Annotated in this window: 14 protein-coding genes and 1 pseudogene; 8 read left to right on the top strand and 7 right to left on the bottom strand. The window is 69.0% G+C overall.

Annotated elements, in window-relative coordinates:
* Together PV721_RS44100 and PV721_RS31890 are read left to right on the top strand one after the other, a co-directional pair.
* Window positions 1–382 (top strand): annotated as a pseudogene (locus tag PV721_RS44100) (hypothetical protein); the annotation flags it as partial.
* On the top strand, window positions 379–1545 hold the full coding sequence (locus PV721_RS31890; protein WP_319730446.1) for a C40 family peptidase: 1167 nt from the start codon (window positions 379–381) through the stop codon (window positions 1543–1545). The pseudogene PV721_RS44100 and the gene PV721_RS31890, both read left to right, overlap by 4 nt.
* 49 nt (window positions 1546–1594) lie before the next feature.
* Here the strand turns inward: PV721_RS31890 and PV721_RS31885 are convergent, their stop codons facing one another.
* Complete coding sequence (locus PV721_RS31885) at window positions 1595–1945, bottom strand: hypothetical protein (RefSeq protein WP_319730448.1); 351 nt, start codon at window positions 1943–1945, stop codon at window positions 1595–1597.
* A 235-nt stretch (window positions 1946–2180) separates the two neighbouring features.
* On the opposite strand from PV721_RS31885, the gene PV721_RS31880 reads away from it, so the two are divergent.
* The 5 genes from PV721_RS31880 to PV721_RS31860 all read left to right on the top strand — a co-directional run bounded on the left by PV721_RS31880 (window position 2181) and on the right by PV721_RS31860 (window position 8016).
* A complete protein-coding gene (locus PV721_RS31880) occupies window positions 2181–2642 on the top strand; it encodes a hypothetical protein (RefSeq protein ID WP_319730452.1) in 462 nt (153 codons plus the stop codon).
* A complete protein-coding gene (locus tag PV721_RS31875; RefSeq protein ID WP_319730455.1) occupies window positions 2639–4813 on the top strand; it encodes an ATP/GTP-binding protein in 2175 nt (724 codons plus the stop codon). The genes PV721_RS31880 and PV721_RS31875 overlap by 4 nt, the downstream gene beginning before the upstream one ends.
* Before the next feature lie 17 nt (window positions 4814–4830).
* Window positions 4831–5772, top strand: a complete 942-nt coding sequence (locus PV721_RS31870) for a replication-relaxation family protein (protein ID WP_319730457.1) — start codon at window positions 4831–4833, stop codon at window positions 5770–5772.
* A gap of 1061 nt (window positions 5773–6833) precedes the next feature.
* Window positions 6834–7547: a hypothetical protein gene (locus PV721_RS31865; protein WP_319730460.1), complete on the top strand. Its 714-nt coding sequence runs from the start codon at window positions 6834–6836 to the stop codon at window positions 7545–7547.
* A 46-nt stretch (window positions 7548–7593) separates the two neighbouring features.
* Window positions 7594–8016 (top strand): hypothetical protein, encoded by a 423-nt coding sequence (locus PV721_RS31860; RefSeq protein ID WP_319730462.1) that lies wholly within the window; start codon window positions 7594–7596, stop codon window positions 8014–8016.
* A gap of 56 nt (window positions 8017–8072) precedes the next feature.
* On the opposite strand, the gene PV721_RS31855 is transcribed toward PV721_RS31860, so the two are convergent.
* From PV721_RS31855 to PV721_RS31835, 5 genes are all read right to left on the bottom strand, one after another.
* A complete protein-coding gene (locus tag PV721_RS31855) occupies window positions 8073–8495 on the bottom strand; it encodes a hypothetical protein (protein WP_319730462.1) in 423 nt (140 codons plus the stop codon).
* 46 nt (window positions 8496–8541) lie between these two features.
* A complete protein-coding gene (locus tag PV721_RS31850; protein WP_319730460.1) occupies window positions 8542–9255 on the bottom strand; it encodes a hypothetical protein in 714 nt (237 codons plus the stop codon).
* A 1061-nt stretch (window positions 9256–10316) separates the two neighbouring features.
* A complete protein-coding gene (locus tag PV721_RS31845) occupies window positions 10317–11258 on the bottom strand; it encodes a replication-relaxation family protein (protein WP_319730457.1) in 942 nt (313 codons plus the stop codon).
* A 17-nt stretch (window positions 11259–11275) separates the two neighbouring features.
* Window positions 11276–13450, bottom strand: coding sequence for an ATP/GTP-binding protein (locus PV721_RS31840; protein WP_319730455.1), 2175 nt, complete (start codon window positions 13448–13450; stop codon window positions 11276–11278).
* Window positions 13447–13908 (bottom strand): hypothetical protein, encoded by a 462-nt coding sequence (locus PV721_RS31835; protein ID WP_319730452.1) that lies wholly within the window; start codon window positions 13906–13908, stop codon window positions 13447–13449. The genes PV721_RS31840 and PV721_RS31835 overlap by 4 nt, the downstream gene beginning before the upstream one ends.
* Window positions 13909–14143: 235 nt before the next feature.
* Here PV721_RS31835 and PV721_RS31830 point away from each other — a divergent pair, with 235 nt between their 5' ends.
* Window positions 14144–14494 (top strand): hypothetical protein, encoded by a 351-nt coding sequence (locus tag PV721_RS31830; RefSeq protein WP_319730448.1) that lies wholly within the window; start codon window positions 14144–14146, stop codon window positions 14492–14494.
* Between the two features lie 49 nt (window positions 14495–14543).
* Here the strand turns inward: PV721_RS31830 and PV721_RS31825 are convergent, their stop codons facing one another.
* A complete protein-coding gene (locus PV721_RS31825) occupies window positions 14544–15710 on the bottom strand; it encodes a C40 family peptidase (protein WP_319730446.1) in 1167 nt (388 codons plus the stop codon).
* Window positions 15711–16088 lie beyond the last annotated feature (378 nt).

The following is a 16088-nucleotide window of genomic DNA, read 5'->3' as shown; positions in this document are numbered from 1 at the left end:
CTGTATTTGTTTATCAGGTTCCGGCGCCTGGCTGCTGCTGGTGGCGAGGTTGCGCGCCGGGCCTCCGGCGAACCAGCTCCCCGGAGGCCCGGCGCGCAACCTCGCCACCAGCAGCAGCCAGGCGCTCACCACACCGAATCAGCCCAACCCCCCGGCCACGCAGGCAACGAGGCGCCATCAGCCCCGCCACCAGATCCCGACCCAGCCGGCAGTCTCGCCGCGCCAGCAGCAGCTCCGGCAGCGCCTAGACCGCGGCACCCAAAGGCAGCCCGGTACACGCCACGTCCCGACCGCGACCCCGCGGCGGCCCAGCGACGCGTCCCTGAGCCACAACGAGGAACGGGAGTTGAACATCCGTCGCCGTCGTCAGCGCCGCTCATGAAGAAGAAGTTCAAGGGGTGGCTGGCCGGCATCGCGGGCCTGCTCGGCCTGGCGCTCGTTCTGCTGGCGGCCATCGGAGCCCACGTGGCCGGCCTCGGCCAGAGCGAAGCCGAGGCCGCCGCAGCGGCAGCCAGCTGCCCCGCTGGCGGCCAGCCCGGCCTCGACCCGGACACTGCCGAGATAGCCCGCAAGGTCAAGGCGATGCTCGCCGGGAGCGGCGACGTGAACGTCCCCGGCCTCGACGAGCCCACGAAGCAGATCCCCAACGCCAAGGTCATCGTCGCGACCGGCATCCAGAAGCGGGTGCCGGCCCGCGGCCAGGTCGTCGCCCTCGCCACCGCCCTCCAGGAGTCCACCCTTATCAACCTCGACCACGGCGACCGCGACTCGCTCGGCCTGTTCCAACAGCGGCCCTCCCAGGGCTGGGGAACCCGCGAGCAGATCATGGACCCCGTCTACTCCTCCGGGAAGTTCTACGACGGGCTCGTGAAGATAAAGGACTGGGAACAGATGCCCGTGACCGTGGCCGCGCAGAAGGTCCAGCGGTCCGGCTTCCCCGACGCGTACGCCAAGCACGAGCCCCTCGCGACCGCCCTCCAGCAGGCCATCGCCCCAACCCTCGGCGCTGCTCCCGTCGGCCCGATGCCGGGGCAATCCGGTCTCGGCGGCGGCTTCGGCCCGGGAAGGTGCGCCGGACAGGGCGCCGGCCACGTCGACTTCGGGAAAATCCCGCCCGGCTCGTTGCCGGAGGGCTACCAGATCCCGGCCAACGCGCCGATGCAGGTGCAGACCGCGATCCGCTGGGCGCTGGGCCAGCTCGGCACCATGTACCAGTGGGGCGGCAGCTGCACCAACCCCCACGGCAGTGACCCATCCGAGCGCTGCGACTGCTCCTCTCTGACCCAGCGCGCGTACGGAGTGGCCGGCAAGGAGATCACCCGCACCACCTACACGCAGATACACGACGGACGAGCGGTCCCGGTCGGCGCCATTGCTCCCGGCGATCTGCTCTTCGCCCGGGGCACGGCTGACGCCCCTGAGCACGTAGCCATGGCCATCGGATACGGCTACGTCGTGCATGCGCCCCGGACAGGCCGGCCCGTCTCCGTGGTCCAACAAGGGGAACTCGGCCCCATCCTTGTCGTCCGGCGCATCGTCGGCTGAAACGGCCTGTGCCCGCCCCGAACATCTTGGGGCGGGCACAGGACGGCGGTCAGCGCTGGATGGTCACGCAGGGCCGCTCGCTGCGATGCTCGAACCTGGAGCAGATCCGGTCTCCGTGCCGGTAGGACTTGTTCACCGGCCAAGCGACGACCTCGAACTTGTGCCCGCCGTACTCCACCGACTCGGTGGCCTTCCAGGACCCCACGGTCTGTACGCGCTTGCTGCCCCGCAGCAGGAAGGTCTCGGCCCGGGCGCCCGGGTACCAGCCGTTCAGGGTGGCCCGTACTTCCTTCACCTTCAGGCCTTCGCCGATCACGCCGACGCCCACCGGGCCCTTGTCCGCTCCACCGCTCGCCAACGCCGGAGTCGTACCGGCCAGCAGCAGAGCGGCCGCAGTCATGTAGATCGCTTTCCTCATGACGAGATCAACGGCGCCGACGCCGTGAAGGGCACTGGCCAGTCCCGGCCGAACCCGCCAGGCACCCCTCATTCGTCAAGGGATGGCAAAGCGTTCGGACGCGATGTCTGGATCGGCCTCGAATTCTTACTTGGTCCAGGTGAAGGGCTTCTTCCCACCCTCCTGGAGGCACCGTGCACGACACCGCCCCGTCCCAGCCGACCTCGGTCCGGTCGACATGAGCCTGCCGGACCTGCCGGTCGACGCGCTCCTCGCCCAGCTCCAGGCCGTCATGAGCGCGGCCGTACCGTACCTCGTCGCCCTCAGCGTTCTCGGGGCGGCGGTCTGGGTGTGGGGGACGATCCGGCGCGCGGCGCTCGTCCGGGAAGCGCTCGCCGATCGAGTCCAGGTCGAGGTGATCCCCACCAGCACGTTCGACCCCGGTGAAGGCGAAGTCAGCCGCTGGGCCCGCCAGCTCGGACGCGTGCACTACGCCGCCGACGGTGTCCCGGCCCGCGGATCGGCGGTGCGCCTGCGGTACACCGCCGTGGAGGGACAGATGCGCTGCTACATCGAAGGCCCGGCCGCCGCGGCCGCGATCCTGAACATGCCCGGCTTCGCCGAGGTCGAGGTCCGAACCCAGCACGGCCAGGCCGACATCCGACCCGTCCGCTTCAACGGCCCGGGAGGAACGACGTGACCGCCGTCATCTCCCTCGCCAAGCCGGCGCCGACGACTACCGCCCAGGCGAGCGCGCGCCGGTACGTCCAGCGCGCCGAGCTCGCCCTGGGCCTGCCCGACTACAAAGCCCTCGCCTCCCTCGGCCTGAGCCCCGACCCGCTCCAGCAACTGGCCGCGGCCATGGCCTCCGTGCGCACCGAGGACGGGGAGAAGGCGGAGGCGGTCTTCGACCTCGTCCCCGTCTCCGAGCAGCGCCTGGCCCGCCGCCGACGCCGCCTGATGGCCCGGGCCGCCCGCCGGGGCCCGTCCGCGTACGGCGAGCGCCTCACCAGCGGCCTCGGCGGAGGCGGCTTCTGGGGCTCGGCGACCTCCGCTTGGTCCGGCGGTGCCGACGCTTCCAACCGCTCCGAGCGGATCCCGCGGCAGACCGACCTGCGCGACGGCGTCGGCAAGCTCGAACCGTCCGCCGGGGCGGTGTTCGCCGTGCAGATCCTGCTGCGTACCGAGGCCGCCCACCCGCAGCTGGCCCTGGCCCGGATGCACCAGCTGATCGCCGCGCTGTCAATGACCTCGGGGGAGAACTACCTCAAGGCCCACCGGCCCCGCCGATGGGCGATCGGCAAGTTCGAGCGCCGGTTCGCGAGCGGGGAGTTCGCCCCGCATCGCCGGCAGTGGCTGACGGTGCCCGAGCTGGCCGGCTGGCTCAAGCCGCCGACGGTGAAGTGCACCGCCTCCAGCGTGGTCCGCACCGGCGGCCTGGTCCCGCCGGCCCCGGCCGACCTCCCCGTCTACACCGGGCAGCGCGACCTGATCCCGCTCGGTGCCGTGGTCTACCCCGACGGCCGCGAGCGGATCGCGGGCGCCCGGGTCCAGGACCTCCTCTTCGGCCTCCAGCTCGGCAAGGCCGGCCACGGCAAGACGGAAGAAGCCCTCGTCCAATGCATCGCGATGGCGCACTCCGGCTACGGCTGCTGGTTCCTCGACCCGCACGGCGAGGGCTGGGCCCGCGCGAAGCCCTACCTCGCGCACCCGGAGATTCTCGACCGGATCTGGGAGATCAACCTCGCCAAGGCCGCCCCGGACCAGCCCGTCGTCTCCTGGAACCCCTTGTCGATGGAGGGCCGCCCCCTTTCCGACGTCCAGGACATCGTCCGCTCCGTCACCGAGGGCATCGCCGCAGCGCAGGACTGGGGCGACAACGCACCCCGCGCCCGGACCATCCTGGCGCGTGCCTCCCAGGCGCTGGCCCTGCTCAACCTCCAGGCCGTCCAGGCCGGCCACCCCGAGGCGCAGTGCACGCTCTTCCAGCTGCGCACCTGGCTCACCGACGAGGACTGGCGCGAAGGACTCCTGCGCAAGCTGCCCGACCGTGTCCGCGCGTACTGGGAGCTGACCTTCCCCAAGCTCGGCCCCGATGCGGTGCCGACCGTCACCTACGCCATCGACCGCCTCGACACCTCGCAATCCCTCCAGGGCTTCTTCGGCAGCCCCCGCTCCGCGTACGACGTCCGGCACGCCATGGACACCGGCAAGGTTGTCTTCGTCTGCCCGTCCGGCAGCGAGAGCGATGCCCTGGTCAGCTGCCTGCTCATCCACGACCTGCACCGCGCCGGCCTCTCCCGGCAGGACACCCCGCGCGAGCAGCGGAAGACCTTCTGGGCGTGGGGTGACGAGCTCACCACACTCGACTCCTCCAGCAAGGGGTTCCTCGCCGCCATCGCCGAGCAGCTGCGCAAATATGAGGTCCGCTTCATCGGCATGACGCAGATGGTGCTCCGGCTCTCCGCCATCACCCGCCAGGCCCTGCTGCAAAACCAGAGCTGGCTCAGCGCCTGCGCCGCGGACTACGACGAGGCCGCCTTCGTCGCCAAGAGGTGGAACGGCCACGTGAGCCCCGAGACGATCACTGAACTGCCGAAGTACCACTACGTGATGTCCGTGAACCTCAACGGCGCCAGGACCACGCCCTTCCGGGTCCGCGGCCTGCCCGTGGACGAGGTCTTCGCGCACTACAAGACCCCGGCCGACGTCCCCGCTCTCGACCAGGCGATCGACAACAACCTCAACCGCCGCCCGCTCGGCGACATCCTCGCCGACCTGGAAGAGCTCGACGCCGTCGTCCTCGCCCACCACACCGGCCGGCGCCCCGGCGGCCCGAGCGCCGGCGACCCCACCAGCGTCATCGACTAGAAGAAGGGGAGCACCCCATGCCCTACCCGCACTCCGCCCCCACCGGGCTGGGCTCAGTCGCCCAGCAGGCCGCCCAGGTCCTCTATCAGCACCGTCTGGTCTCAACGATGCAGCTTCACCGACTCGTCACCCCGCACCACACCCGCTCCGAGTTTCTGCGCCGCCAGCTTCACACCCTCCGCCAGGCCGGCTTCGCCGAGGCCGTAGGCCGGCGCAGCGCCGGCCAGACACAGCTGCTGTGGTGGCTGACGGAGAAGGGGGCGCAGTCCGTCGAGGCCGTGGGCGTGCTCCAGCCGCGCGCGTACCGGATGAGCCCGGAGGCCGCGCTCGGCCCGCTCCAGGAGCACACCCTCGCGGTCGTCGAAACCGGAGCCGCCTTCGTCGAGCACGCGCGCCGCCTCGGCCACGAGTGCGGCCCCCTGGACTGGTCTCCTGAGATCGCCCACTACTACCGCGACGAATCCCGCCCGGGGGAGGAGCTGTGCCTCGTCCCGGACGCCGTCCTCAACTACGTCCACACCCAAGGCAAGCAGCGCACCCTGCTCACGTTCTTCGTGGAGGTCGACCGCACCCAGATGACGATCGCCCGCCTCGCCCAGAAACTGCACGCGTACGCCGCCTACCACGAGTACGCGCCCCAGCCCCAGACAGCCAAGGGCAACCGCGGCCCCCGGCGCCAGGCCGCGACGCCGGCCTGGCGCTACCGATACCCGGCGTTCCCCCGACTCCTACTCGTACTGACCGGAGCCTCCGAGGACCGCCTCGCCCGCCGAATCGCCGACCTGCGCAGCCTCGCCGCCAGCGACCCCGCACTCGCCTCCACCGCGCTGCGTGTCGGCGTCACCACCCTCGACCAGCTCCGCAACCACGGCCCCTTCGAGCCCGTCTTCACACCGGTCCTCGGTGGAGCCGAACCTGTTGACGCCTGGCTGTCAGGGCCTCTTGTCCGCGCCGCCTGATCCTGGAGGAACAACCCAGAAAAGACGGATACAGGGGGGTTCGCGCCGTGCCTGGCGTGGAGACCGTGCTGCGAGCGCTCCGTGGTTTGTGGAGCACGTCATCCGCTGGATGGTCGGTGGCTGAGGTTTTCGGGGGCAGCCCCCGAACCCCCGGCTCGGCATGTTCCCGCCCCGCCCTAGGGGGCGTGTCGGGCCCACGCGGAGCGGTGAGCATTCGGGCCGGTGCAAACGAGACCCCACGATGTGGCCGATGAGCGTGTCGTTTTAATGGTGGCGTGGCTGAGGTCAGAGGTGGTGCAGGTGGCCACTGACCGCAGTCGTTAGACGACCTCGCCGTTGGGGCGCGCATTCGGTGGTGCAGGTTCGAACGGGGTAGGTACGGCAGCAGCGTGAGGGTTGCTCACCCTAGGGCCTGCTGCCGAGGACGTTGGGAACTGGCTGCATCGCGAACAGCCGCGTCACAGCAAGCTGTCGACTGACCGCTGGCGTGTGTGTTGCTGTCTCTTAGTAAGAGAGCGCGACTTCAGCACCTCTCTGACCTGCATCTTTTCGTGGCCTAGCAGTCCTGGCGGACACACTTGGGGGTCAAATCTGTTAACCCAGCCATGACACTTCCCTTCAAAACTTAACGTGACGGAAAGCCAGAAACCTGGGTGAGGCCTATGGAGAAAACCCAGGCCAGAGAGGTGCACAGACCTCCGCACTACCCGCGAGATGGATGCGGAGGGACGGGCCAGATTGGGCATGTGTGTCGCGAGGACTCGCGAAACTTAACCGTAAGGCAAGTTATGGCTCCGATCCGCGTCGGAACTTTCGCTGGGGGAAAGTCCTGCTGCGTGTCGCACCCGCTACCCGTGAAGCCCCCTCGATGAAGCCCTCAGAACTTAACCTGGTAGAAAGTTCCGGATGTGGAGGGGCGCCGAAACTTTCCGTGGTGGAAAGTTCCGGCGCCCCTCCATGGACGCGCCCCGCGACTTGCATAGGCGACGCGCCGTCAAAACTTAAGCTGACGGAAACTTTTGGGATAGGCTCCCTCTGCCTGAACAGCAGAGGAGGGCTCAGTGACGCCTGAACCGCCGGCGCGAGCACAGCGCCGGCCCAACCAGACCCCGCCCGCCGAGGGGCCCAAGAACGGCGACGATGTCCTCGACGACATCGTCAGCCTGCTGGCCGGCCACATCGGGCACACGCCGAACGTCGCCCCTGCACCCGCCAGGCGCAGGGCGACCCGTGGGGGGCCCAAGGTCCAGATCCATATCGACTACAGCGACACTGACCCTCGCAGCATCCACACCATGGCTGGCGAGATCGGCTACAGCATCACCTCCAACTGGTTTGCCCAGTGGATGGCCAAGCTGCTTGTGGCCGGAGTCCTCTCCCGATCCCGGGCCGCAGTCTTCCTGTTCGTCGCTGGCGGACAGAAGAAGGGCACCGGTATCGCTTCGTACACCCAGCAGCAGATCACCGACGGACTCAACGAGTTGCTGGACGACATTCCCGGCGCCAAGAGGATCACGCGTCCGACTGTCAACAAGGCCGTCCGGACGCTCATCGAGTGGGGCTGGTTGGAGAGTGCTGGCTACGGCCGCATCCGCCTGAACGTCACGCTCTGGTTCGCTGGTAACAGCGGCGAGCAGAAGAACGTCTTGGAGGAGATCGCTTCAGACCACGGGGATGAGCCCGAAGCCTTCCCCCACAAGGTCGGCCCGAAGTACCTGCCGGGCCAGCAGATGCTTGACTTTGAGGAAACGCCTGCCAGGGGAGCGGCGGGGTGACCTGCGCCTGCATATCTCGACGACACGACCAAGGAGACCCCACCCGATGCCCAAGCCTGTGATGTCCCCACTCGTGACCGAACGGATCTGGGCGCTTCCGATCGGTGCGGCCGCGGTGAAGTTCCTGTCCTACCTGGTCTTTCGCAGTGAGACCGGTACGGGCAACCTGCCCTCGCAGCAGGCGATGTCGGCCGAGTACAAGGTCAGCCCGGCAGCCGTGAGCAAGCTTCTGGACCCCCTGTTCGAGCTGAACGTGGTGCTGCGTACACCCAGTGAGCGCAGTCGACGCGCCAACAGCTACAGCCTGCATCCGCTTGCCGCCCGATACGAGAGCGCTGAGGCCATGGACGAGGCCTTCGCTCAGGCTCTGGAAGACATGCGCTCGGGCAAGCTCATGCCCTTGAAGCTGCCCGAATACCAGACCGTTCCACCCGTGCAGGGAACCCCCAAGCTCCGCAGCGTCGCATAGCCAAGAGCAAGAAGAAAGCCCCCACCGCGCGGTGGGGGCTTTCTTCTTGCTCTTGGCTATGCGACGCTGCGGAGCTTGGGGGTTCCCTGCACGGGTGGAACGGTCTGGTATTCGGGCAGCTTCAAGGGCATGAGCTTGCCCGAGCGCATGTCTTCCAGAGCCTGAGCGAAGGCCTCGTCCATGGCCTCAGCGCTCTCGTATCGGGCGGCAAGCGGATGCAGGCTGTAGCTGTTGGCGCGTCGACTGCGCTCACTGGGTGTACGCAGCACCACGTTCAGCTCGAACAGGGGGTCCAGAAGCTTGCTCACGGCTGCCGGGCTGACCTTGTACTCGGCCGACATCGCCTGCTGCGAGGGCAGGTTGCCCGTACCGGTCTCACTGCGAAAGACCAGGTAGGACAGGAACTTCACCGCGGCCGCACCGATCGGAAGCGCCCAGATCCGTTCGGTCACGAGTGGGGACATCACAGGCTTGGGCATCGGGTGGGGTCTCCTTGGTCGTGTCGTCGAGATATGCAGGCGCAGGTCACCCCGCCGCTCCCCTGGCAGGCGTTTCCTCAAAGTCAAGCATCTGCTGGCCCGGCAGGTACTTCGGGCCGACCTTGTGGGGGAAGGCTTCGGGCTCATCCCCGTGGTCTGAAGCGATCTCCTCCAAGACGTTCTTCTGCTCGCCGCTGTTACCAGCGAACCAGAGCGTGACGTTCAGGCGGATGCGGCCGTAGCCAGCACTCTCCAACCAGCCCCACTCGATGAGCGTCCGGACGGCCTTGTTGACAGTCGGACGCGTGATCCTCTTGGCGCCGGGAATGTCGTCCAGCAACTCGTTGAGTCCGTCGGTGATCTGCTGCTGGGTGTACGAAGCGATACCGGTGCCCTTCTTCTGTCCGCCAGCGACGAACAGGAAGACTGCGGCCCGGGATCGGGAGAGGACTCCGGCCACAAGCAGCTTGGCCATCCACTGGGCAAACCAGTTGGAGGTGATGCTGTAGCCGATCTCGCCAGCCATGGTGTGGATGCTGCGAGGGTCAGTGTCGCTGTAGTCGATATGGATCTGGACCTTGGGCCCCCCACGGGTCGCCCTGCGCCTGGCGGGTGCAGGGGCGACGTTCGGCGTGTGCCCGATGTGGCCGGCCAGCAGGCTGACGATGTCGTCGAGGACATCGTCGCCGTTCTTGGGCCCCTCGGCGGGCGGGGTCTGGTTGGGCCGGCGCTGTGCTCGCGCCGGCGGTTCAGGCGTCACTGAGCCCTCCTCTGCTGTTCAGGCAGAGGGAGCCTATCCCAAAAGTTTCCGTCAGCTTAAGTTTTGACGGCGCGTCGCCTATGCAAGTCGCGGGGCGCGTCCATGGAGGGGCGCCGGAACTTTCCACCACGGAAAGTTTCGGCGCCCCTCCACATCCGGAACTTTCTACCAGGTTAAGTTCTGAGGGCTTCATCGAGGGGGCTTCACGGGTAGCGGGTGCGACACGCAGCAGGACTTTCCCCCAGCGAAAGTTCCGACGCGGATCGGAGCCATAACTTGCCTTACGGTTAAGTTTCGCGAGTCCTCGCGACACACATGCCCAATCTGGCCCGTCCCTCCGCATCCATCTCGCGGGTAGTGCGGAGGTCTGTGCACCTCTCTGGCCTGGGTTTTCTCCATAGGCCTCACCCAGGTTTCTGGCTTTCCGTCACGTTAAGTTTTGAAGGGAAGTGTCATGGCTGGGTTAACAGATTTGACCCCCAAGTGTGTCCGCCAGGACTGCTAGGCCACGAAAAGATGCAGGTCAGAGAGGTGCTGAAGTCGCGCTCTCTTACTAAGAGACAGCAACACACACGCCAGCGGTCAGTCGACAGCTTGCTGTGACGCGGCTGTTCGCGATGCAGCCAGTTCCCAACGTCCTCGGCAGCAGGCCCTAGGGTGAGCAACCCTCACGCTGCTGCCGTACCTACCCCGTTCGAACCTGCACCACCGAATGCGCGCCCCAACGGCGAGGTCGTCTAACGACTGCGGTCAGTGGCCACCTGCACCACCTCTGACCTCAGCCACGCCACCATTAAAACGACACGCTCATCGGCCACATCGTGGGGTCTCGTTTGCACCGGCCCGAATGCTCACCGCTCCGCGTGGGCCCGACACGCCCCCTAGGGCGGGGCGGGAACATGCCGAGCCGGGGGTTCGGGGGCTGCCCCCGAAAACCTCAGCCACCGACCATCCAGCGGATGACGTGCTCCACAAACCACGGAGCGCTCGCAGCACGGTCTCCACGCCAGGCACGGCGCGAACCCCCCTGTATCCGTCTTTTCTGGGTTGTTCCTCCAGGATCAGGCGGCGCGGACAAGAGGCCCTGACAGCCAGGCGTCAACAGGTTCGGCTCCACCGAGGACCGGTGTGAAGACGGGCTCGAAGGGGCCGTGGTTGCGGAGCTGGTCGAGGGTGGTGACGCCGACACGCAGCGCGGTGGAGGCGAGTGCGGGGTCGCTGGCGGCGAGGCTGCGCAGGTCGGCGATTCGGCGGGCGAGGCGGTCCTCGGAGGCTCCGGTCAGTACGAGTAGGAGTCGGGGGAACGCCGGGTATCGGTAGCGCCAGGCCGGCGTCGCGGCCTGGCGCCGGGGGCCGCGGTTGCCCTTGGCTGTCTGGGGCTGGGGCGCGTACTCGTGGTAGGCGGCGTACGCGTGCAGTTTCTGGGCGAGGCGGGCGATCGTCATCTGGGTGCGGTCGACCTCCACGAAGAACGTGAGCAGGGTGCGCTGCTTGCCTTGGGTGTGGACGTAGTTGAGGACGGCGTCCGGGACGAGGCACAGCTCCTCCCCCGGGCGGGATTCGTCGCGGTAGTAGTGGGCGATCTCAGGAGACCAGTCCAGGGGGCCGCACTCGTGGCCGAGGCGGCGCGCGTGCTCGACGAAGGCGGCTCCGGTTTCGACGACCGCGAGGGTGTGCTCCTGGAGCGGGCCGAGCGCGGCCTCCGGGCTCATCCGGTACGCGCGCGGCTGGAGCACGCCCACGGCCTCGACGGACTGCGCCCCCTTCTCCGTCAGCCACCACAGCAGCTGTGTCTGGCCGGCGCTGCGCCGGCCTACGGCCTCGGCGAAGCCGGCCTGGCGGAGGGTGTGAAGCTGGCGGCGCAGAAACTCGGAGCGGGTGTGGTGCGGGGTGACGAGTCGGTGAAGCTGCATCGTTGAGACCAGACGGTGCTGATAGAGGACCTGGGCGGCCTGCTGGGCGACTGAGCCCAGCCCGGTGGGGGCGGAGTGCGGGTAGGGCATGGGGTGCTCCCCTTCTTCTAGTCGATGACGCTGGTGGGGTCGCCGGCGCTCGGGCCGCCGGGGCGCCGGCCGGTGTGGTGGGCGAGGACGACGGCGTCGAGCTCTTCCAGGTCGGCGAGGATGTCGCCGAGCGGGCGGCGGTTGAGGTTGTTGTCGATCGCCTGGTCGAGAGCGGGGACGTCGGCCGGGGTCTTGTAGTGCGCGAAGACCTCGTCCACGGGCAGGCCGCGGACCCGGAAGGGCGTGGTCCTGGCGCCGTTGAGGTTCACGGACATCACGTAGTGGTACTTCGGCAGTTCAGTGATCGTCTCGGGGCTCACGTGGCCGTTCCACCTCTTGGCGACGAAGGCGGCCTCGTCGTAGTCCGCGGCGCAGGCGCTGAGCCAGCTCTGGTTTTGCAGCAGGGCCTGGCGGGTGATGGCGGAGAGCCGGAGCACCATCTGCGTCATGCCGATGAAGCGGACCTCATATTTGCGCAGCTGCTCGGCGATGGCGGCGAGGAACCCCTTGCTGGAGGAGTCGAGTGTGGTGAGCTCGTCACCCCACGCCCAGAAGGTCTTCCGCTGCTCGCGCGGGGTGTCCTGCCGGGAGAGGCCGGCGCGGTGCAGGTCGTGGATGAGCAGGCAGCTGACCAGGGCATCGCTCTCGCTGCCGGACGGGCAGACGAAGACAACCTTGCCGGTGTCCATGGCGTGCCGGACGTCGTACGCGGAGCGGGGGCTGCCGAAGAAGCCCTGGAGGGATTGCGAGGTGTCGAGGCGGTCGATGGCGTAGGTGACGGTCGGCACCGCATCGGGGCCGAGCTTGGGGAAGGTCAGCTCCCAGTACGCGCGGACACGGTCGGGCAGCTTGCGCAGGAGTCCTTCGCGCCAGTCCTCGTCGGTGAGCCAGGTGCGCAGCTGGAAGAGCGTGCACTGCGCCTCGGGGTGGCCGGCCTGGACGGCCTGGAGGTTGAGCAGGGCCAGCGCCTGGGAGGCACGCGCCAGGATGGTCCGGGCGCGGGGTGCGTTGTCGCCCCAGTCCTGCGCTGCGGCGATGCCCTCGGTGACGGAGCGGACGATGTCCTGGACGTCGGAAAGGGGGCGGCCCTCCATCGACAAGGGGTTCCAGGAGACGACGGGCTGGTCCGGGGCGGCCTTGGCGAGGTTGATCTCCCAGATCCGGTCGAGAATCTCCGGGTGCGCGAGGTAGGGCTTCGCGCGGGCCCAGCCCTCGCCGTGCGGGTCGAGGAACCAGCAGCCGTAGCCGGAGTGCGCCATCGCGATGCATTGGACGAGGGCTTCTTCCGTCTTGCCGTGGCCGGCCTTGCCGAGCTGGAGGCCGAAGAGGAGGTCCTGGACCCGGGCGCCCGCGATCCGCTCGCGGCCGTCGGGGTAGACCACGGCACCGAGCGGGATCAGGTCGCGCTGCCCGGTGTAGACGGGGAGGTCGGCCGGGGCCGGCGGGACCAGGCCGCCGGTGCGGACCACGCTGGAGGCGGTGCACTTCACCGTCGGCGGCTTGAGCCAGCCGGCCAGCTCGGGCACCGTCAGCCACTGCCGGCGATGCGGGGCGAACTCCCCGCTCGCGAACCGGCGCTCGAACTTGCCGATCGCCCATCGGCGGGGCCGGTGGGCCTTGAGGTAGTTCTCCCCCGAGGTCATTGACAGCGCGGCGATCAGCTGGTGCATCCGGGCCAGGGCCAGCTGCGGGTGGGCGGCCTCGGTACGCAGCAGGATCTGCACGGCGAACACCGCCCCGGCGGACGGTTCGAGCTTGCCGACGCCGTCGCGCAGGTCGGTCTGCCGCGGGATCCGCTCGGAGCGGTTGGAAGCGTCGGCACCGCCGGACCAAGCGGAGGTCGCCGAGCCCCAGAAGCCGCCTCCGCCGAGGCCGCTGGTGAGGCGCTCGCCGTACGCGGACGGGCCCCGGCGGGCGGCCCGGGCCATCAGGCGGCGTCGGCGGCGGGCCAGGCGCTGCTCGGAGACGGGGACGAGGTCGAAGACCGCCTCCGCCTTCTCCCCGTCCTCGGTGCGCACGGAGGCCATGGCCGCGGCCAGTTGCTGGAGCGGGTCGGGGCTCAGGCCGAGGGAGGCGAGGGCTTTGTAGTCGGGCAGGCCCAGGGCGAGCTCGGCGCGCTGGACGTACCGGCGCGCGCTCGCCTGGGCGGTAGTCGTCGGCGCCGGCTTGGCGAGGGAGATGACGGCGGTCACGTCGTTCCTCCCGGGCCGTTGAAGCGGACGGGTCGGATGTCGGCCTGGCCGTGCTGGGTTCGGACCTCGACCTCGGCGAAGCCGGGCATGTTCAGGATCGCGGCCGCGGCGGCCGGGCCTTCGATGTAGCAGCGCATCTGTCCCTCCACGGCGGTGTACCGCAGGCGCACCGCCGATCCGCGGGCCGGGACACCGTCGGCGGCGTAGTGCACGCGTCCGAGCTGGCGGGCCCAGCGGCTGACTTCGCCTTCACCGGGGTCGAACGTGCTGGTGGGGATCACCTCGACCTGGACTCGATCGGCGAGCGCTTCCCGGACGAGCGCCGCGCGCCGGATCGTCCCCCACACCCAGACCGCCGCCCCGAGAACGCTGAGGGCGACGAGGTACGGTACGGCCGCGCTCATGACGGCCTGGAGCTGGGCGAGGAGCGCGTCGACCGGCAGGTCCGGCAGGCTCATGTCGACCGGACCGAGGTCGGCTGGGACGGGGCGGTGTCGTGCACGGTGCCTCCAGGAGGGTGGGAAGAAGCCCTTCACCTGGACCAAGTAAGAATTCGAGGCCGATCCAGACATCGCGTCCGAACGCTTTGCCATCCCTTGACGAATGAGGGGTGCCTGGCGGGTTCGGCCGGGACTGGCCAGTGCCCTTCACGGCGTCGGCGCCGTTGATCTCGTCATGAGGAAAGCGATCTACATGACTGCGGCCGCTCTGCTGCTGGCCGGTACGACTCCGGCGTTGGCGAGCGGTGGAGCGGACAAGGGCCCGGTGGGCGTCGGCGTGATCGGCGAAGGCCTGAAGGTGAAGGAAGTACGGGCCACCCTGAACGGCTGGTACCCGGGCGCCCGGGCCGAGACCTTCCTGCTGCGGGGCAGCAAGCGCGTACAGACCGTGGGGTCCTGGAAGGCCACCGAGTCGGTGGAGTACGGCGGGCACAAGTTCGAGGTCGTCGCTTGGCCGGTGAACAAGTCCTACCGGCACGGAGACCGGATCTGCTCCAGGTTCGAGCATCGCAGCGAGCGGCCCTGCGTGACCATCCAGCGCTGACCGCCGTCCTGTGCCCGCCCCAAGATGTTCGGGGCGGGCACAGGCCGTTTCAGCCGACGATGCGCCGGACGACAAGGATGGGGCCGAGTTCCCCTTGTTGGACCACGGAGACGGGCCGGCCTGTCCGGGGCGCATGCACGACGTAGCCGTATCCGATGGCCATGGCTACGTGCTCAGGGGCGTCAGCCGTGCCCCGGGCGAAGAGCAGATCGCCGGGAGCAATGGCGCCGACCGGGACCGCTCGTCCGTCGTGTATCTGCGTGTAGGTGGTGCGGGTGATCTCCTTGCCGGCCACTCCGTACGCGCGCTGGGTCAGAGAGGAGCAGTCGCAGCGCTCGGATGGGTCACTGCCGTGGGGGTTGGTGCAGCTGCCGCCCCACTGGTACATGGTGCCGAGCTGGCCCAGCGCCCAGCGGATCGCGGTCTGCACCTGCATCGGCGCGTTGGCCGGGATCTGGTAGCCCTCCGGCAACGAGCCGGGCGGGATTTTCCCGAAGTCGACGTGGCCGGCGCCCTGTCCGGCGCACCTTCCCGGGCCGAAGCCGCCGCCGAGACCGGATTGCCCCGGCATCGGGCCGACGGGAGCAGCGCCGAGGGTTGGGGCGATGGCCTGCTGGAGGGCGGTCGCGAGGGGCTCGTGCTTGGCGTACGCGTCGGGGAAGCCGGACCGCTGGACCTTCTGCGCGGCCACGGTCACGGGCATCTGTTCCCAGTCCTTTATCTTCACGAGCCCGTCGTAGAACTTCCCGGAGGAGTAGACGGGGTCCATGATCTGCTCGCGGGTTCCCCAGCCCTGGGAGGGCCGCTGTTGGAACAGGCCGAGCGAGTCGCGGTCGCCGTGGTCGAGGTTGATAAGGGTGGACTCCTGGAGGGCGGTGGCGAGGGCGACGACCTGGCCGCGGGCCGGCACCCGCTTCTGGATGCCGGTCGCGACGATGACCTTGGCGTTGGGGATCTGCTTCGTGGGCTCGTCGAGGCCGGGGACGTTCACGTCGCCGCTCCCGGCGAGCATCGCCTTGACCTTGCGGGCTATCTCGGCAGTGTCCGGGTCGAGGCCGGGCTGGCCGCCAGCGGGGCAGCTGGCTGCCGCTGCGGCGGCCTCGGCTTCGCTCTGGCCGAGGCCGGCCACGTGGGCTCCGATGGCCGCCAGCAGAACGAGCGCCAGGCCGAGCAGGCCCGCGATGCCGGCCAGCCACCCCTTGAACTTCTTCTTCATGAGCGGCGCTGACGACGGCGACGGATGTTCAACTCCCGTTCCTCGTTGTGGCTCAGGGACGCGTCGCTGGGCCGCCGCGGGGTCGCGGTCGGGACGTGGCGTGTACCGGGCTGCCTTTGGGTGCCGCGGTCTAGGCGCTGCCGGAGCTGCTGCTGGCGCGGCGAGACTGCCGGCTGGGTCGGGATCTGGTGGCGGGGCTGATGGCGCCTCGTTGCCTGCGTGGCCGGGGGGTTGGGCTGATTCGGTGTGGTGAGCGCCTGGCTGCTGCTGGTGGCGAGGTTGCGCGCCGGGCCTCCGGGGAGCTGGTTCGCCGGAGGCCCGGCGCGCAACCTCGCCACCAGCAGCAGCCAGGCGCCGGAACCTGATAAACAAATACAG

This window comes from Streptomyces sp. MB09-01 (assembly GCF_033794505.1).
GTDB lineage: Bacteria > Actinomycetota > Actinomycetes > Streptomycetales > Streptomycetaceae > Streptomyces.
This window is presented reverse-complemented; position numbering and strand designations above follow the sequence as displayed.

Bases quoted from the DNA above. Each gene is read 5' to 3' on its own strand.
- PV721_RS31890 (WP_319730446.1), top strand. From the start codon at position 379: ATGAAGAAGAAGTTCAAGGGGTGGCTGGCCGGCATCGCGGGCCTGCTC.
- PV721_RS31885 (WP_319730448.1), bottom strand. From the start codon at position 1,945: ATGACTGCGGCCGCTCTGCTGCTGGCCGGTACGACTCCGGCGTTGGCG.
- PV721_RS31880 (WP_319730452.1), top strand. From the start codon at position 2,181: ATGAGCCTGCCGGACCTGCCGGTCGACGCGCTCCTCGCCCAGCTCCAG.
- PV721_RS31870 (WP_319730457.1), top strand. From the start codon at position 4,831: ATGCCCTACCCGCACTCCGCCCCCACCGGGCTGGGCTCAGTCGCCCAG.
- PV721_RS31860 (WP_319730462.1), top strand. From the start codon at position 7,594: ATGCCCAAGCCTGTGATGTCCCCACTCGTGACCGAACGGATCTGGGCG.
- PV721_RS31855 (WP_319730462.1), bottom strand. From the start codon at position 8,495: ATGCCCAAGCCTGTGATGTCCCCACTCGTGACCGAACGGATCTGGGCG.
- PV721_RS31845 (WP_319730457.1), bottom strand. From the start codon at position 11,258: ATGCCCTACCCGCACTCCGCCCCCACCGGGCTGGGCTCAGTCGCCCAG.
- PV721_RS31835 (WP_319730452.1), bottom strand. From the start codon at position 13,908: ATGAGCCTGCCGGACCTGCCGGTCGACGCGCTCCTCGCCCAGCTCCAG.
- PV721_RS31830 (WP_319730448.1), top strand. From the start codon at position 14,144: ATGACTGCGGCCGCTCTGCTGCTGGCCGGTACGACTCCGGCGTTGGCG.
- PV721_RS31825 (WP_319730446.1), bottom strand. From the start codon at position 15,710: ATGAAGAAGAAGTTCAAGGGGTGGCTGGCCGGCATCGCGGGCCTGCTC.